This window comes from Pseudomonas sp. E45-MNA-CIBAN-0222 (assembly GCF_040310405.1).
Lineage (GTDB): Bacteria > Pseudomonadota > Gammaproteobacteria > Pseudomonadales > Pseudomonadaceae > Stutzerimonas > Stutzerimonas stutzeri_AC.
The window spans coordinates 322,662-338,047 of sequence record NZ_JBEOPU010000001.1 but is presented as its reverse complement, the minus strand read 5'-3'; the positions used below and the strand labels follow the sequence as shown (position 1 = coordinate 338,047).

The window sequence follows — 15,386 nt, the reverse complement described above, 5'->3', positions numbered from 1 at the left end:
TCAGCGATGGAATCAGTTACGCGGGGGCCGCCAGACATCGGCGTTTGAGCGGATGGGATAGAACTCAGGGTAGTGCACTGAGAGTGGCGCCAGCGCAGCGATCAAACCGGGTTTGGCCAGAGCAGCCTGCAACAGGCTACCGGTCTTGCATTGGTGGCCGCTTTCGCAAAGCGGGTTGTCCTCATGCGAGTGGGCGTCATCGTCCTCAACGACCGGCAGATGTCCGATGTGCTCGGACGTTTGCGTCGCGCTCTGCATCTGGCACGGCTCTGCGCTCAGCTCTAGCGCCGCCATCCCGGTCACGGGGAGCGCCAGACTGATCAGCAGAACGAGTAAAAGACGCAGATAGGCTTTCATGGCAAGCAGTCTAGCGAGCATGGTGCGCGTAAAACTTGATCGAAATCGTGTCAGCCCGCACCTGACCCACCCGCCCCGCCATTCTCCCCGAGCAGATGACTGAGGACCGAACGCATCTTGCCGGGCTTGACCGGCTTGTTCAGCACCGGCACGCCGCAGCCCTGCAGTTGCTGGCGGCATTGGTCGCTGCGATCGGCGGTGATCATCACCACCGGCAGCGCCTGGTTGAAGCGTGCTCGCACCGCGAGCACGACGTCCCAGCCGGTCAGCCCGTGATCCAGATGGTAATCGGCGAGGATCGCGTCCGGCGCAACTCCATCCAGCGCCGTCATTGCGCTTTGCTCATCGATGGCAGTCACCACCGTGCAGCCCCACTGTTCGAGCAAGGCAGCCATACTGAGCAGGATGCTCTCCTCGTTGTCGATCACCAGCAGGCGCCGCCCAGGCAGCGGATCGCCCAGTTGCGGCACGATCGCTGGAGCCGCAACCCGCTCGCGGGGCATCGCTTCGGCCAGCGGTACATCGATGCTGAACACCGAACCCCGCCCCGGCTTAGAGCGTACCAGCACCTGGTAGCCGAGCATGCTGGCAATACGGTCGACAATGGCCAGCCCCAGCCCTACCCCACTGCGTTTCGCGGATCGGCCGATCCCGAGCTGATTGAATTCGAGAAAGATCGAACCCAGCTCCTCCTCAGGAATGCCCCGACCGGTGTCCCAGACCTCGATACGCAGCGCCCCGGCGCGCATGCGCGCACCCACCAGTACAGAGCCCTGATCGGTATAACGGCAGGCATTGCTGAGGAAATTTCGCAGGATTCGCGTCAACAGGCGGAAATCGGTCTTGATGGCGACTCGCGGAATGTAGTGCTTCAACTGCAACCCCGCGGCTGCAGCGACCGACTGGAACTCCGACACCAGCGGCAGCAGCACATCGTCCAGCGAATAGATATCGATGTCCGGTTTGATCGCGGCCTGATCGAGCTTGGAAATATCGAGCAGATCGGTCAGCAGGTCTTCGGCACCTTCCAGGGCCTGGTGGGCCCGTTCGACCAGATGCAGCTCGTTCTGCGGCAGTTGTCGTTCGCGCAAGGTCGAGATCAGCAGCCGTGCGGCATTGAGCGGCTGCAGCAGGTCGTGGCTGGCCGCGGCGAGGTACTTGTCTTTGCTCAGGTTAGCTGCCTCGGCAGCGTCGCGGGCTTGGCGCAGTTCACAGGTGCGCTCGGCGACGCGTTGCTCGAGTTCTTCGTTGAGCTGCAACAGGCGCAACTGCGCCAGTTTGCGCTCGGTCACGTCAGCGACGAAGCCCTCCACCAGGCCATCTTCGTCCGGCTTGAGCAGCAGGTTCATGATCACGTAGATGGCGCTGCCGTCCTTGCGGCGCAGGCGCGTCTCGTAGCCGAACAAGCCATGCTGCTGGCTCAAGGTATGGCGGATCTGCCGCAGCTCCTCCTCGCCGCCGATGAACAGATGATGGGACAGATCGGTCAGCGCCCATAGCGCCTCTTCCGGGGTTTCGTAATTGAGCATGCGCGCCAAGGCGGGATTGGCGGCTCGAATGCCTTCATGGAGGCTGGCCTGAAAAATGCCGTGCACGGCGTGCTCGAACAGCCATTTGTAGCGATTACGCTCGCCCTCCAGTTCTTCCAGGCGTGCCACCAGTTCCGGATAGTGACTTTTGCGCGCGGAATGACTGCCAAAACCGAGCAGTTGCGTCAGGGCCTGATGCTGGTCATCAGAGGGCTTCGGCATAGACGACCTCGACGTCCCGCTGCGTCGACGAGCGTGGATTGGTCAGGATGCAGGGGTCCTGCATCGCATGTTGCGAGAGGAAAGGTATATCGGAAAGGTTAACGCCGTGCAGGCTCAGCGTTTCGCGGAAACCGATCTGCTGTTTGAGGTCGATTAGGTGCTGCATCAGCCGCTCGCGCACTTGCCGGTGGTTCAATCCGCGTGGGTCGACCCCCAGAGTCTCCGCAACCTTGCGATACCGTTCCGGGGCCGCGTCGTAGTTGAATGCCACCACATGTTCGACCAGCACGGCGTTGCAGACACCATGGGGCAGGTCGAGGTAGCCGCCGAGGCTGTGGGACATGGCATGCACCGCGCCGAGAATCGCGTTGGAGAAGGCTAGCCCTGCCTGCATGCTGCCGAGCATGATCTGTTCGCGCAGGGCGATATCGGCCGGATTGGCGATCATCTGTACGAGATTGCCATTGATCAGCCGCATGGCTTCCAGGGCATGGGGGTCGGTCAGCGGGCCGTGGCCAGTCGAAACGAAGGCCTCGATGGCATGCACCAGCGCATCGATGCCCGTACAGGCGGAAAGGAATGGGTCCATGCTCAGGGTGGTTTCCGGATCGATCAGCGAGACATCCGGCACGGCTGCCTTGCTGACGATGGAGAACTTCATCCGCTCTTGCTGATTGGAAATGATCACGAACTGCGAGACATCCGCCGAGGTGCCGGCGGTAGTCGGAATCAGAATCAGCGGCGGGCTGGGCACGCGAAGGGTGTCTACTCCTTCGAATTCATAAATATGCCGCCCGTGAGCAGCGACGATGCCGATGCCCTTGGCGCAATCCATCGGACTGCCACCACCGACTGCGACGATCACGTTGCAGCCTTCGCTGCGATACAGCTCGGCGCCGAGCATCACCTCTTCGCAGCGAGGATTTGGGGAAACGCCAGTGAATAGGCAGTGCTCAATATTCTGCCGATCAAGGCTTGCCCGCACGTCCGCCACCCAGCCAGCCTTGACGACGCCTGGGTCGGACACCACCAGCACCTTTCGCGCACCAAAGTTGGCGGCGCAGGTGCCGACACTATGGCGGCAGCCCGCCCCAAAGATGATTTCCGGGGAGACGAATTTGCGCTGGAGGCTGATATTCGGGCTCATGACTGCGGCCTTTTTTATTTTTTGTAACAACGGGCGCAAGCCTACTGCATTGCTCGGGTAAAGCAATGCGCCTAATGCTAATGGATGGCGCGTTTTCGGGCGTGGCGGGACGGCTCATAGCAACCGTAGGTAAAAACCCAACTCATGCTTCAACGCGTCTGCGAGATTGGCTGCTTGACGAAAGCCATGGCGCTCTTCGGGATACAGCCGGTATTCCACCTCGACGCCACGACCGCGCAAAGCCGCGACCATCGACTCGGTCTGTTCGGGCAGGACGACGGCGTCGTGCCAGCCCTGGAAGAAGATCACTGGCGCATCTATTTGCTCGGCGTTATGCAATGGCGCACGCTCTTGGAAGCGCCCTGGCACTCGCTGGGGATCGCCAATCAGCCAGTCCAGGTAGTCCCCCTCGAACTTGTGCGTAACCCGGCGCAGTGCCAGTGGGTCGCTGACGCCGTACAAACTGGCGCCACCCCGGAACAGATTGGTAGCTGCCAGCGCACTAAGCGCGGTGTAGCCACCCGCACTGGAGCCTCGAACGAACAACCGCTGCGGGTCAACCACCCCCTGCTCCACCAGCGCTCGCGCGGCTTGGCAGGCGTCTTCCACATCAATCAGGCCCCATTGCTCATGCAGGCGCTGGCGGTAGGCACGACCGAAGCCGCTGCTGCCGCGGTAATTCACGTCTGCCACGGCGAAACCGCGCTGGGTCCAGTACTGAATGCGCGGATCGAACACCGGATAGCTCGCCGAAGTCGGCCCGCCATGGACGAATACCACCAGCGGCGGCAAGGCCCCCGGCTCGCCGTGGTAGTCCGCATTGGCGGGAGGATAAAAGAAAGCATGAGCGACCTCGCCATCGCCGGTCGGATAGCGCATGGGCCGTGGGCGCGACAATTGATCGACCGCCAGCGGCTGCGCTCCGCCGGCGAGAATCTGCACCGTTCCACTGGCCCTTTCGATGGCAAGCACAGCTGGTACTCGCTCCGGGGAGCCAGCGATACAGAACACATGAGACTGATTGACGGCCAATTGGCGGCAGCGAGTGAAATCCGCTGCCAATTGGCGCCGGCTGCCATCGGCACCGTGCTCGAACAGCCAGCCATAGCCATCGACCATATGCGTCAACAACAGGCCGCCACCAGCCAGCGGCAGGTAGCTGGTGGTACCCAGCTGCCAGGGGGCCGGGGCGCAGTCGAAGTCCTGTGCCGCGTCCGCCTCACCGGATGTGGTCAGCAGATGGAGAATCAGTTGGCCGTCTGCCTCATACCAGGGCTGCCAGAAGCCCAGACGGTCGCTGAGGCAATACAGCCGGCCATCGACGGCGAAGCGTGGTTGCTGCAAGGACTCGCCACCCTCCGCGCCGGCCAAACACCGTCTGCGGCCCCAACGCCCTTCGGGCAGCCGCTCAGCCACGCACAGACGCGTCGTGGTCCAGGGCTGCTCCGGTCGATCCCATTCGATCCAGGCCATCCGCGTGCCGTCCGGACTGAGCACCGCAGAGGCATAGAAGTCGCCTCCCTCGGCAATAACCCGACGTGCGCCGTCGACCAGGGAGATACTCACCAGACGATGCACCACGCCAACGGCCTCTCGGGATTCCTCCAGCGTCAGGATCGCATCGCTGACGGGGTCATGCTGCAGATCGCCATATCGGCAGTCAGGCTCTGCGGTCAGGGCTACTGGCTGTGTTGCCGAATCGACATCAGCGGTCAGCTGCAGGTAGATCTGCTGATCCGCCTCGTTAACGAAGGCAAGGCCCTGTCCGGTCAGACAGAACGCACCGCCGCCGTATTCATAGACGCGACTGCGTACCGAAAACCCGTCCGGGGTCACGCAGCGTGCGCTGCCGGCCTGCCAGAACCACAGCGTGCAGCGCCCTTGAACGGGGTCGTACTCGATCCAGAACAGCCCGCCGTGCCCGGCACGCAGCTCAGCGTAGTCCTGACTCGCAGCCGCGGCTGCATCCGCGCTCCACTCGCTGGGCCAGAAGCCGTAAGGCAGACGCTCAGTGCCGGAGCCGGGATTAGCGGATGCGTTCTCGATCGGCGATTTCATACCTTCAGAATCAGTTTGGAGGCCTTCTCGTTGCGGTGCTGCAGCTGATCGAGCCCCAGCGCGCCGTGATCCGCCTGATCGCGAGCCGCAAGGATCTTGCCGTGGTGTGCTGACTTGCTGCACACGGGGTCAGCGTTGGCAGCGTCGCCAGTGAGCATGAAGGCCTGGCAGCGGCAGCCGCCGAAGTCCCGCTCCTTCTCGTCGCAGCTGCGACACGGCTCCGGCATCCAGTCATAGCCGCGGAATTTGTTGAAGCCGAAGGAATGACGCCAGATGTGCTCGATGCTGTGCTCGCGCACGTTGGGAAACTCCACCGGCAGCTGCCGCGCACTATGGCAAGGCAGCGCCGTACCGTCTGGGGTGATGTCGAGGAACAGGTTGCCCCAACCGTTCATGCAGGCCTTCGGGCGCTCCTCGTAGTAATCGGGCGTGACGAAGATCAGTTTGCACGGGTGGTTTTCAGCGGCAAGCTTGTCGCGCCACTCGTTGGTGATGCGCTCGGCACGTATCAGCTGCTCCTTGCTCGGTAGCAGTCCGGCGCGATTAAGTTCAGCCCAGCCGTAGAACTGGCAGGTCGCGAGTTCTACGAAATCGGCTTCGAGCTCGATGCACAGACGAATGATCTGGTCGATGTTATCGATGTTGTGCCGATGGGTGACGAAGTTGAGCACCATCGGGTAGCCGTGCTTCTTAACTGCGCGAGCCATTTCCAGCTTGTGTGCAAAAGCCTTCTTCGAGCCGGCGAGCAGGTTGTTCACTTCTTCGTCGGCGGCCTGGAAGCTGATCTGGATATGGTCCAGCCCGGCCTCAGCGAAGCTGGCGATCTTATCTTCAGTCAGGCCGATGCCCGACGTGATCAGGTTGGTGTAATAGCCGAGTCCTCGCGCCGCCTCGATCAGCTCCGCAAGGTCCTGACGTACCAGCGGTTCGCCACCGGAGAAGCCCAGCTGGGCCGCGCCCATCTCGCGTGCCTGGCGGAACACCTCGATCCACTCGGCGGTAGTCAGCTCTTCATGGCTGCGGGCGAAATCCAGCGGATTGGAGCAATACGGGCATTGCAACGGGCAACGATAAGTCAGCTCCGCCAGCAGCCAGAGCGGCGGGCCGGGCTCGTAGCCGGGTTTAGCGAAGCTCGATCCAGAACCGTTCAACGGCAACCTCCAGGAACGCGACGATATCTTCTTGAATCCCTTCAGCCTCGGGATAGCGAGCCTGCAGATCGGCAACGATGGCACCGACGCTACGCGTCCCGTCGACTTCGGTCAGCACCGCCGCAGCGCTCTCGTTGAGCTTGATCATGCCTTCCGGATAGAGCAGCACATGGCAGTTCTGCGCGGGTTCCCATTGAAAGCGGTAGCCACGTCGAAAGACGGGAATCTGGGTTAGTTGGATGTCGCTCATGGTCAATGTCTCGCCAAAGGCAGGCTGGCAGCCTGGCCGAATCATTTTGCTCGCTGGCGGCGGGCTGAAGCCCAACCTACAAGAGCCTGTGATTAGAAGCTGATTCCCTTGTGCCAGATACGTTCGCGGGTCACGGTATGGTACGGCGGGCGATCCAGCTCGTAGGCCATGCTCATGGCGTCCAGCATGCTCCACAACACGTCGAGCTTGAACTGGAGGATCTCCAGCATGCGCTCCTGCGCCTCGCGGGTGCGGTAGTGATCCAGGGTGATACGCAGGCCGTGTTCGACATCACGACGCGCTTCCTTCAGGCGCTTGCGGAAGTAGTCATAACCCGATGCATCAATCCACGGATAATGCTGCGGCCAGCTGTCCAGACGCGACTGGTGGATGGTCGGGGCGAAGAGTTCGGTCAGCGAGCTGCTGGCGGCTTCCTGCCAACTGGCGCGACGAGCGAAGTTGACGTAGGCATCCACGGCGAAACGCACCCCAGGCAGCACCAGTTCCTGCGACAGCACTTGTTCGCGCTCCAGCCCGACGGCCTCGGCCAGCCGTAGCCAGGCTTCAATGCCGCCCTCTTCGCCCGGGGCTCCATCATGGTCGATGATGCGCTGAATCCACTCCCGGCGCGTGTCGCGGTCCGGACAGTTGGCCATGATCGCCGCGTCCTTCACCGGAATGCACACCTGATAATAGAAGCGATTGGCGACCCAGCCCTGAATCTGCTCGCGCGTCGCCTGCCCTGCGTACATGGCCCGGTGAAACGGGTGATGGATATGGTAGTACTCGCCCTTGGCGCGCAGCGCTTGTTCGAATTCCGCGGGGCTCATGGCTGGCAGGATCATGGCAGTGTCTTTCCTTTTCTAAACATTCCGATGTACGTGACTCGACCCGCGATGCGACTTCAGTCGCATCGCGTTCACTGGGCCACGTTATAGCTCGATGTTCATGCCGTCGAAGGCAACTTCGATTCCGTGTTCACCGAGGATTTCGCGCTCGACGGAATCCTCATCGAGGATCGGGTTGGTGTTGTTGATGTGGATGAGAATCTTGCGGACGGCGGGCATGCCATCGAGCACCTCGATCATGCCGCCTGGACCGCTCTGCTGCAGGTGCCCCATTTCGCTGCCGAGCTTGGTGCCGACCTCGCGCACGAGCATCTCGTCGTCGCGCCAGAGTGTTCCGTCGACCAGCAGGCAATCGGCCTTGCGCATGATGTCGAGCAGCTCGTTACTGACCTTGCCCAGCCCAGGTGCATAGAACAACGTGCCGCCGGTTTTGCGATCTTCGATCAGCAAACCGATGTTGTCGCCGGGGTGCGGGTCATTGCGGTGCGGCGAATACGGCGGCGCTGAGCTGCGCAGCGGGATCGGCGTGATATGCAGGTTCGGGCAGCAGGGAATCGTGAAGCTGCCGGTCAGCCCGATGGCGTTCCACTTCAGCCCACCGTTCCAGTGCTTGAGCATGTTGAACAGCGGGAAACCGGTAGTCAGGTCCTGATGGACCATTTCTGTGCACCAGACTTCGTGTGGGCAGCCTTCGCGCAAGGTCAGCAAGCCAGTGGTGTGGTCGATCTGGCTGTCCAGTAGCACGATCGCGCCGATCGCGGTATCACGCGGTGCTCGAGCTGGCTGCAGGGTTGGAAAGGATTCCAGCTGCGCGCGGATGTCCGGCGAAGCATTGCACAGAATCCAGTCAACACCGTTGTCGCTTATGGCGATTGAGGACTGGGTACGGGCCTTGGCATTGAGTGTCCCGGCGCGCAGGCCCGCACAATTGGCGCAGTTGCAGTTCCACTGCGGAAAGCCTCCGCCCGCGGCGGAACCGAGAATACGGATGAACATGGACAGCCCCTAAAAGCGAAGCCCCGGCCTGAGCCGGGGCTGATTCATCAGCGGTTAGCGAAGTACATGGTGACTTCGAAACCAATACGCATGTCGGTGAAGGCGGGTTTAGTCCACATAGGTCGGTCCTCTTTTTATGGTGCCGGAAGATTCCGACAGCCCAATTAAGCCCCTTATTCTGCCTAAAACAGAATGGTACTTTGGAAGGAGACAGCGACATGCGTTGGTAGTGCCGTAAGCCCTGAGAACGCAAGTCGCTGCAGCTCGGTATCAGCTAGCGCCTGCCAGCCCCGAGGTGTCAACTCGCATGCAGCGCGGGCCGACCATTGGCGTTGCGCCACGCCAACTCGTTGGTGATCGTCGCCATCGGTGCGAACATCGCGCTGTCGAAATCACTTAGTGGCAAGCCCTGCTGGATCCGCAGTGGCCAGTCGTTGTTGGCCAGCGCAGCCTTGCCAACGGCCACCAGGTCCATATCTCCGCGAGCAAGCAGCTCGTCGGCCTGATCACCGCTCACGATGCCGCCGTTGCCGATCACAGGAAGCGAGACGCTGCTCTTGGCAATCGCTGCAAAGCTCGGCCCGTCGCTGAAAGCCGGTGCAGCAGCCTCGGGTTCGGTGACGTGCAGATAATCGAGGCCGGCTTCTGCGAGGGCAGCGAAACGGGTTTGCGCCTCTTCTACCCCACCCTCCCACTTCAGCCTGCTGTCGCTCACCATGCTTTGGGACAGGCGTATACCCACCAGGAAATCGTTGCCGACTTCCGCCCGTACCGCGCTGATGACAGCCAGCGGCATGCGCAAGCGATCCAGGAAATCGCCACCCCAGTGATCGTCGCGCTGGTTGAACTCGGCGCTGATGAACTCGTGCAACAGGTAACCATTGGCGCCGTGCAGCTCGACGCCATCGAAGCCGGCCGCTCGCGCATGGCGAGCAGCTAGTGCAAAGCCCGCGATAGCTTCCTGGATGTCGTCCTCGCCCATTTGTGCGGGAGTCGCATAGGGCCCTTCGCCACCGTAGAACGTCAGCTGAGATCCGTTAGGCTGCACTGCCGAGGGCGCGACATGCCGGGCATGGTGGATGTTGCCTTGGGTCTGCGCGCCACCGTGCATGAGCTGGGCGATAAAAGCGGCCCCGCCTTCGTGTACGGCCTCGACTGGCAGACGCCAGCTATCTCGATGAGCTTCTGTGGCCAGACCCGGCTGGTTGAAGTAGCCCTGGCTGTAGGCCGTATCGGTATAAATGCCCTCACTGATGATCAGGCCAAAGCCGCCCTTGGCGAACGATGCGTAGTAATCGCGCATCAGCTCGTTGGCCGTGCCCTCGGCTTCGGCGCTGACCCGGGTCATGGGCGCGACGACCGCACGATTGCGCAGGCTCAGGTGTTTCAGCGAATAGGGCTCGAGCAGTTGCGACATGGTGATCTCCTCATCTTTGCAGCACTGGGGACATGCTGATGTGAGGGGTTTGTGCGGGCGGGAGTTCGATGCCAGCGATGGCTGGTCTTGCATGGCCATAAAAAAACGCGGCCGAAGCCGCGTTGCGATAGGAATCTTGTGCTCGATTCAAAGGGGATTATTGCAGAAGCGGCACAGGATCCTGCACTTGACGTGCGTAGCAAAATAACCGGCGCGTTGGAGCTAACGCACCGGGGCCCTCATCAGAAGAATCCGAGCGGATTGATGTCGTAGCTGATCAGCAGGTTCTTGGTCTGCTGATAGTGGTCGAGCATCATCTTGTGGGTTTCGCGGCCGACGCCGGACTTCTTGTAGCCACCGAAGGCGGCGTGCGCCGGGTACAGGTGGTAGCAGTTGGTCCACACGCGACCGGCCTTGATGCCACGGCCCATGCGGTAGGCGCGGTTGATGTCGCGCGTCCAGACGCCGGCACCCAGGCCGAACTCGGTGTCGTTGGCGATCGCCAGGGCTTCGGCTTCGTCCTTGAAGGTCGCCACACCGACCACCGGGCCGAAGATTTCTTCCTGGAACACGCGCATCTTGTTGTGACCCTTGATCAGGGTCGGCTGCACGTAGTAACCGGAGGCCAGACCGCCTTCGAGCTTCTCGGCGGCACCGCCGGTGAGGATCTGTGCGCCTTCCTGCTGAGCGACTTCCATGTAGGAGAGGATCTTGTCGAACTGCTGCTCGGAGGCCTGCGCGCCAACCATGGTGTCGGTATCCAGCGGGTTGCCACGCTTGATCGCCTTGATCTTCTTCATCACCACTTCCATGAAGGGCTCGAAGATCGATTCCTGAATCAGCGCACGCGACGGGCAGGTGCAGACTTCGCCCTGGTTGAAGAAGGCCAGTACCAGACCTTCAGCGGCTTTCTCGATGAACGCAGGCTCTGCATTCATGATGTCTTCGAAGAAGATGTTCGGGCTCTTGCCACCCAACTCCACGGTGCTCGGAATGATGTTCTCGGCGGCGCAGCGCATGATGTGCGAGCCGACCGGGGTCGAACCGGTGAAGGCGATCTTGGCGATGCGGGTGCTGGTGGCCAGCGCCTGACCAGCTTCGCGACCGAAGCCCTGGACGATGTTCAGTACGCCCGGCGGCAGCAGGTCACCGACGACTTCGATGAATACCATGATCGACAGCGGGGTCTGCTCGGCCGGCTTGAGCACGATGCAGTTACCGGCAGCCAGGGCCGGAGCCAGTTTCCAGGCGGCCATCAGCAGCGGGAAGTTCCACGGGATGATCTGCCCAACAACGCCCAGCGGCTCATGGAAGTGATAGGCCGCGGTGTGCTCGTTGATCTCGGCGGCGCTGCCTTCCTGGGCGCGGATGCAACCCGCGAAGTAGCGGAAGTGATCTGCAGCCAGCGGAACGTCGGCGTTTAGGGTTTCACGAACGGCCTTGCCGTTGTCCCAGGTTTCGGCAACCGCGAGCTTTTCCAGGTTGGCTTCGATGCGGTCGGCGATCTTCAGCAGAATCAGTGCGCGGTCCTGCACCGAGGTCTTGCCCCAGGCATCGGCGGCGGCATGTGCAGCATCCAGAGCCCTTTCCACGTCTTCAGCACCCGAGCGCGGGAACTCGGCGATCACTTCACCGTTAACCGGCGAGGTGTTGACGAAGTACTCGCCTTTGACCGGCGGTACGAATTCGCCACCGATGTAATTGCCGTAGCGCGGCTTGAAGGAAACGACGGAGCCTGCGGTACCGGGCTGAGCGTAGATCATGATGGGCCTCTCTTTCTTCTGCTTGTCGGAGCCTGCGCCGGAAAGTGCGCAGGACATGGACCGATCTTAGGCAGCAGGGTCTTCGCTCCGGTATGCACCCATGGCAGCGGAGGACTCCTCATTTGGTAGTAGATGGCAAGGCGCGGAGGCAGAGCTGATGGCGGTTTGCGATCGGTGCAGGTGCCAGGCCAGAGCGGGAAAAAGCCGAGCAGGATGGACCTTGAATCGCGCAGCAAAAATGACGCTGAACAAGGCCGGCGACCTACAGCGCAAACTTCCCCGAAGCGCAAGAAAAGCGCGACCAAAAGCCCGCAAAACCGACCCCAAAGTCCTATTAGTCCACCCGACAAAGCGCCTTAGCTTCGGGGTGCGACATCGCTTTTCCTGACAACAACCATTGAGGAGATACGCCATGCAGTGGATCGATCCGGACTTCTGCGACCTGCGTCTGGGCTTCGAAGTCACCGCGTACGTCTACGTACGCTGAGCCCCTGGCCGGCGTGATTGCATATGTCGTCACGCCGGTCTAGCGAGGAAATAAACATGTCGACAACAACAAAAACGCTGCCTGCCACCTGCTTCGAGATCCGCCCACCCTTTCTTTTTCGCTGGGAGGACTCGCAACAAGCGCACGTGCTGCTCTACCCCGAGGGCATCGTCAAGCTGAACGCCACCGGTGGGGAGATCCTGCAACGCTGCGACGGCAAGACCAGCGTCGCTGAGCTGATCGACCAGCTCGCGCGTAGCTACAACGCATCCAACATCGACGCCATTCGCAGCGGCATTCTGAATTTCCTGGAGGTATCCCATGGCAAGGGCTGGATCCGAGCTAAGGCTTGATGGCAACGGCAACCCGGTCTGGCTGCTACTGGAACTGACCTACCAGTGCCCGTTGCAGTGCGTGTTCTGCAGTAATCCACGCAACTTTTCCGATTACCGCCAGGATGAGCTGAGCACCGCCGAGTGGATCGACGTGATGGCCCAGGCCCGTGCCATGGGTGCGATGCAGATCGGCTTTTCCGGCGGCGAGCCCACCCTGCGCAAGGACCTCGAAACGCTGGTCACCGAGGCTGATCGCATGGGCTACTACACCAACCTGATCACGTCCGGTATAGGACTGACCGAGGGACGCCTGCGTGCGCTGAAAGATGCGGGACTGCGCCATATCCAACTCGGTTTTCAGTCCACCGACCGTGACGTGGCACGTCAGCTGGCCGGCGTCGATGCCTGGGAGCGGAAGCTCGGCATGGCGCGGCTGATCAAGTCAATGGACTTCCCCATGGTGCTCAACGTACCGATCACCCGGCAGAACATCGCTCAGGTGCCGGACATCATCGAGTTCGCCGTGGAGCTGGGCGTCGAGTACCTCGAACTGGCGAACGTGCAGTACTACAACTGGGCGCTGCTCAACCGCGATGCGCTGATGCCGACGCACGCCGAGCTGCAGCGCGCCGAGGGCCAAGTGCATGCCGCGCGCGAACGCTTCGGTGAGCGGCTGACCATCTTTTTCGTCATCCCGGACTACTTCGAAGGCCGCCCGAAGGCCTGCATGAATGGTTGGGGCGCCATTCACGTGACCGTCGCGCCCAACGGCAACGTGCTGCCCTGCTCGCAAGCCAGCAACTTCAAGCACATCACCTTTCCCAACGTGCGCCAGCAACGCCTGGAGCAGATCTGGCACGACTCGCCGGTATTCAACCTCTACCGCGGCCACACCTGGATGCCCGAGCCCTGCCGCAGTTGTGACGAGAAAGAGAAGGATTTTGGCGGCTGCCGCTGCCAGGCGCTGCTGCTGACCGGCAACGGAGCCAACACCGATCCGGCCTGCAGTAAATCCCCACATCACCAGCTCATTCGTCAGGCCGTTGAACTGGCGCAGGATGCCACGCGCCCGCAAGGCACGCTGATCGCCCGACAGGCCAGTCAGGGGGTGGAACTTGAAATTGCCCCATGACTCATTCGGCGGCACCGTCAGCGCAGGTCTCGCGCTAACGCTTGGTTGTTACCTGGTACTGCGTTACTGGTTGGTGGGCGCATGACGATGCTCGATCTGCTGGCCCGCTACGCGCATCTGCTGTTCGCGCTGGTTTGGGTTGGGCACAACTACGCCAACTTCATTCAGAACCCGCGCTTCGTCCCGCTGCAGAACGGCATCGATACGGCCACGCTAAATCGCGACCTCAAGGTACGGATAAAGCGTGAACACGGCATCTTTCGCTACGCCTCCGTGGTGGTCTGGGTATCTGGCATGTTCATGCTCTGGCAGCGTGGCTGGCTGGTCGATGCCCTGCTGCTGCAAGGTCCGTTGGCAGTGATCGGACTTGGCGCATGGATTGGCACCCTCATGCTGCTCAACCTCTGGCTGGTACTTTGGCCTCATCAGAAAAAGCTACTCGGCTTTGTTCCGGCAACGCTGGAGGAGCGGGTCCGTTGCTCACGGATAACCTTCCTCTCGTCGCGTAGCAACACCATCCTCTCTTTTCCCCTCTTGTTCCTGATGGCGGCCGGCGCTCATGGCCTGCACCTCTTCTGAGCGACACACAAACTACAACTTCGCCGCTGGCCCCGCGATGTTGCCGGCAGAGGTTCTCGGGCAAATCCGCGAAGATTTGCCTGACTGGTGTGGTTCGGGTTTTTCCATACTGGAGCAGCCATTCACCAGCGCATCCTTCAAGCGGCTGATGGCCGAGACTGAAGAGCTCCTTCGCGCGCTGCTGGCGATTCCGTGCAGCTACCAAGTGCTCTTCATGCAGGGCGGTGCATCTGCACAGTTCGGCCTGCTGCCCCTCAACCTGCTACAGCCTGGTCAACGTGCCGATTACCTGGAAAGCGGATACTGGGCACGCAAGGCTATTGGCGAGGCGCGTCGGCACTGCGCTGTCAATATCATCGCCAGCGGTGCAGCACAGGATTTCACCGCCCTGCCCCCGACCGTTCAATGGCAGCTTGATCCTCAGGCTGGCTACTGCCATGTCACCAGCAACGAGACGGGTAACGGGCTGCAGCTACATGAATTTCCCGAATTGAAAGTGCCGCTGGTGGCGGACATGACCTCCGACTTTCTTACCCGGCCGCTTCCGCTCGAGCGCTTTGGTCTGATCTACGCCAGCGCGCAGAAGAATCTCGGCGTGGCCGGGCTGTGCCTGGTGATCATCCGCAACGATCTTCTGCGAGCGCCTCCACCCGGCCTGCCAGCCGCGTTCAGTTATGCAATGCAGGCCGAGCAGCAGAGCCGCTTCAACACTCCGCCAACCTTCGCCCTCTATGTGACCGGGCTGATGCTGCGCTGGATACGACGCAACGGCGGCGTTCCGGCGATGGCTGCTGCAGCTCAGCAAAGAAGTCGCCTTTTGTACGGCTGCGTTGACCACAGCGACTTCTACCAATGTCCGCAATTCCCCGCAGACCGATCATCAATCAATGTCTGTTTCCAACTCACCGAGCCCGGCCTGACTGACACCTTTCTGACCCTGGCCGAGCGTAACGGCCTGGCCAACCTGCGCGGCCACGCTGCGATCGGCGGTATACGAGCAAGCCTGTACAACCCCATGCCTCTGAACGGAGTGGCGCGCCTGGTGGAATTCATGACTGATTTCGAGCGTAAGCATGGATAGCAGACGCACCCTGCACGCGTTACGCCGCTCATTG

Annotated in this window: 16 protein-coding genes; 5 read left to right on the top strand and 11 right to left on the bottom strand. The window is 61.4% G+C overall.

All coding sequences use genetic code 11. The features are described from left to right. Nucleotides 1-12 precede the first annotated feature (12 nt). The 11 genes from AAEZ08_RS01495 to exaC all read right to left on the bottom strand — a co-directional run bounded on the left by AAEZ08_RS01495 (nt 13) and on the right by exaC (nt 11,738). Nucleotides 13-357: a hypothetical protein gene (locus AAEZ08_RS01495; protein ID WP_500123593.1), complete on the bottom strand. Its 345-nt coding sequence runs from the start codon at nt 355-357 to the stop codon at nt 13-15. A 50-nt stretch (nt 358-407) separates the two neighbouring features. After that, nucleotides 408-2,108, bottom strand: a complete 1,701-nt coding sequence (locus tag AAEZ08_RS01490; protein ID WP_427701938.1) for a PAS domain-containing hybrid sensor histidine kinase/response regulator — start codon at nt 2,106-2,108, stop codon at nt 408-410. Then, entirely contained in the window at nt 2,092-3,255 is a 1,164-nt protein-coding gene (gene ercA / locus AAEZ08_RS01485; RefSeq protein WP_500123592.1) for an alcohol dehydrogenase-like regulatory protein ErcA, read from the bottom strand. The genes AAEZ08_RS01490 and ercA overlap by 17 nt, the downstream gene beginning before the upstream one ends. A 114-nt stretch (nt 3,256-3,369) precedes the next feature. Further along, complete coding sequence (locus AAEZ08_RS01480) at nt 3,370-5,313, bottom strand: alpha/beta hydrolase family protein (protein WP_500123591.1); 1,944 nt, start codon at nt 5,311-5,313, stop codon at nt 3,370-3,372. Further along, nucleotides 5,310-6,464: a pyrroloquinoline quinone biosynthesis protein PqqE gene (pqqE, locus tag AAEZ08_RS01475; protein WP_500123590.1), complete on the bottom strand. Its 1,155-nt coding sequence runs from the start codon at nt 6,462-6,464 to the stop codon at nt 5,310-5,312. The genes AAEZ08_RS01480 and pqqE (AAEZ08_RS01475) overlap by 4 nt, the downstream gene beginning before the upstream one ends. Further along, on the bottom strand, nt 6,436-6,714 hold the full coding sequence (gene pqqD / locus AAEZ08_RS01470; protein WP_036992061.1) for a pyrroloquinoline quinone biosynthesis peptide chaperone PqqD: 279 nt from the start codon (nt 6,712-6,714) through the stop codon (nt 6,436-6,438). Before pqqD (AAEZ08_RS01470) ends, pqqE (AAEZ08_RS01475) begins: the two co-directional genes overlap by 29 nt. A gap of 92 nt (nt 6,715-6,806) precedes the next feature. Beyond that, nucleotides 6,807-7,559, bottom strand: coding sequence for a pyrroloquinoline-quinone synthase PqqC (gene pqqC / locus AAEZ08_RS01465; RefSeq protein WP_003284933.1), 753 nt, complete (start codon nt 7,557-7,559; stop codon nt 6,807-6,809). 87 nt (nt 7,560-7,646) lie between these two features. Next, the gene (pqqB, locus tag AAEZ08_RS01460; RefSeq protein ID WP_058065892.1) at nt 7,647-8,558 is read right to left on the bottom strand and encodes a pyrroloquinoline quinone biosynthesis protein PqqB; all 912 of its coding nucleotides are present in this window, start codon (nt 8,556-8,558) and stop codon (nt 7,647-7,649) included. A gap of 47 nt (nt 8,559-8,605) precedes the next feature. Then, complete coding sequence (pqqA, locus tag AAEZ08_RS01455; RefSeq protein WP_003284930.1) at nt 8,606-8,677, bottom strand: pyrroloquinoline quinone precursor peptide PqqA; 72 nt, start codon at nt 8,675-8,677, stop codon at nt 8,606-8,608. A 179-nt stretch (nt 8,678-8,856) separates the two neighbouring features. Continuing rightward, entirely contained in the window at nt 8,857-9,975 is a 1,119-nt protein-coding gene (locus tag AAEZ08_RS01450) for an oxidoreductase (RefSeq protein ID WP_003284928.1), read from the bottom strand. A gap of 242 nt (nt 9,976-10,217) precedes the next feature. Next, entirely contained in the window at nt 10,218-11,738 is a 1,521-nt protein-coding gene (exaC, locus tag AAEZ08_RS01445; protein WP_181066530.1) for an acetaldehyde dehydrogenase ExaC, read from the bottom strand. Nucleotides 11,739-12,150: 412 nt separating this feature from the next. On the opposite strand from exaC, the gene pqqA (AAEZ08_RS01440) reads away from it, so the two are divergent. The 5 genes from pqqA (AAEZ08_RS01440) (at nt 12,151) to serC (ending at nt 15,352) form a co-directional block, all read left to right on the top strand. Further along, on the top strand, nt 12,151-12,225 hold the full coding sequence (gene pqqA, locus AAEZ08_RS01440; RefSeq protein WP_003282509.1) for a pyrroloquinoline quinone precursor peptide PqqA: 75 nt from the start codon (nt 12,151-12,153) through the stop codon (nt 12,223-12,225). Between the two features lie 56 nt (nt 12,226-12,281). Beyond that, the gene (gene pqqD / locus AAEZ08_RS01435) at nt 12,282-12,578 is read left to right on the top strand and encodes a pyrroloquinoline quinone biosynthesis peptide chaperone PqqD (RefSeq protein ID WP_181066412.1); all 297 of its coding nucleotides are present in this window, start codon (nt 12,282-12,284) and stop codon (nt 12,576-12,578) included. After that, nucleotides 12,547-13,692 carry a pyrroloquinoline quinone biosynthesis protein PqqE gene (gene pqqE, locus AAEZ08_RS01430; protein WP_500123589.1) on the top strand — a complete coding sequence of 382 codons (1,146 nt, stop codon included), beginning with the start codon at nt 12,547-12,549 and terminating at the stop codon, nt 13,690-13,692. Before pqqD (AAEZ08_RS01435) ends, pqqE (AAEZ08_RS01430) begins: the two co-directional genes overlap by 32 nt. An 81-nt stretch (nt 13,693-13,773) precedes the next feature. Next, nucleotides 13,774-14,271 carry a urate hydroxylase PuuD gene (locus AAEZ08_RS01425; protein ID WP_181066414.1) on the top strand — a complete coding sequence of 166 codons (498 nt, stop codon included), beginning with the start codon at nt 13,774-13,776 and terminating at the stop codon, nt 14,269-14,271. After that, the gene (serC, locus tag AAEZ08_RS01420) at nt 14,252-15,352 is read left to right on the top strand and encodes a 3-phosphoserine/phosphohydroxythreonine transaminase (RefSeq protein WP_058064492.1); all 1,101 of its coding nucleotides are present in this window, start codon (nt 14,252-14,254) and stop codon (nt 15,350-15,352) included. The genes AAEZ08_RS01425 and serC overlap by 20 nt, the downstream gene beginning before the upstream one ends. Nucleotides 15,353-15,386 lie beyond the last annotated feature (34 nt).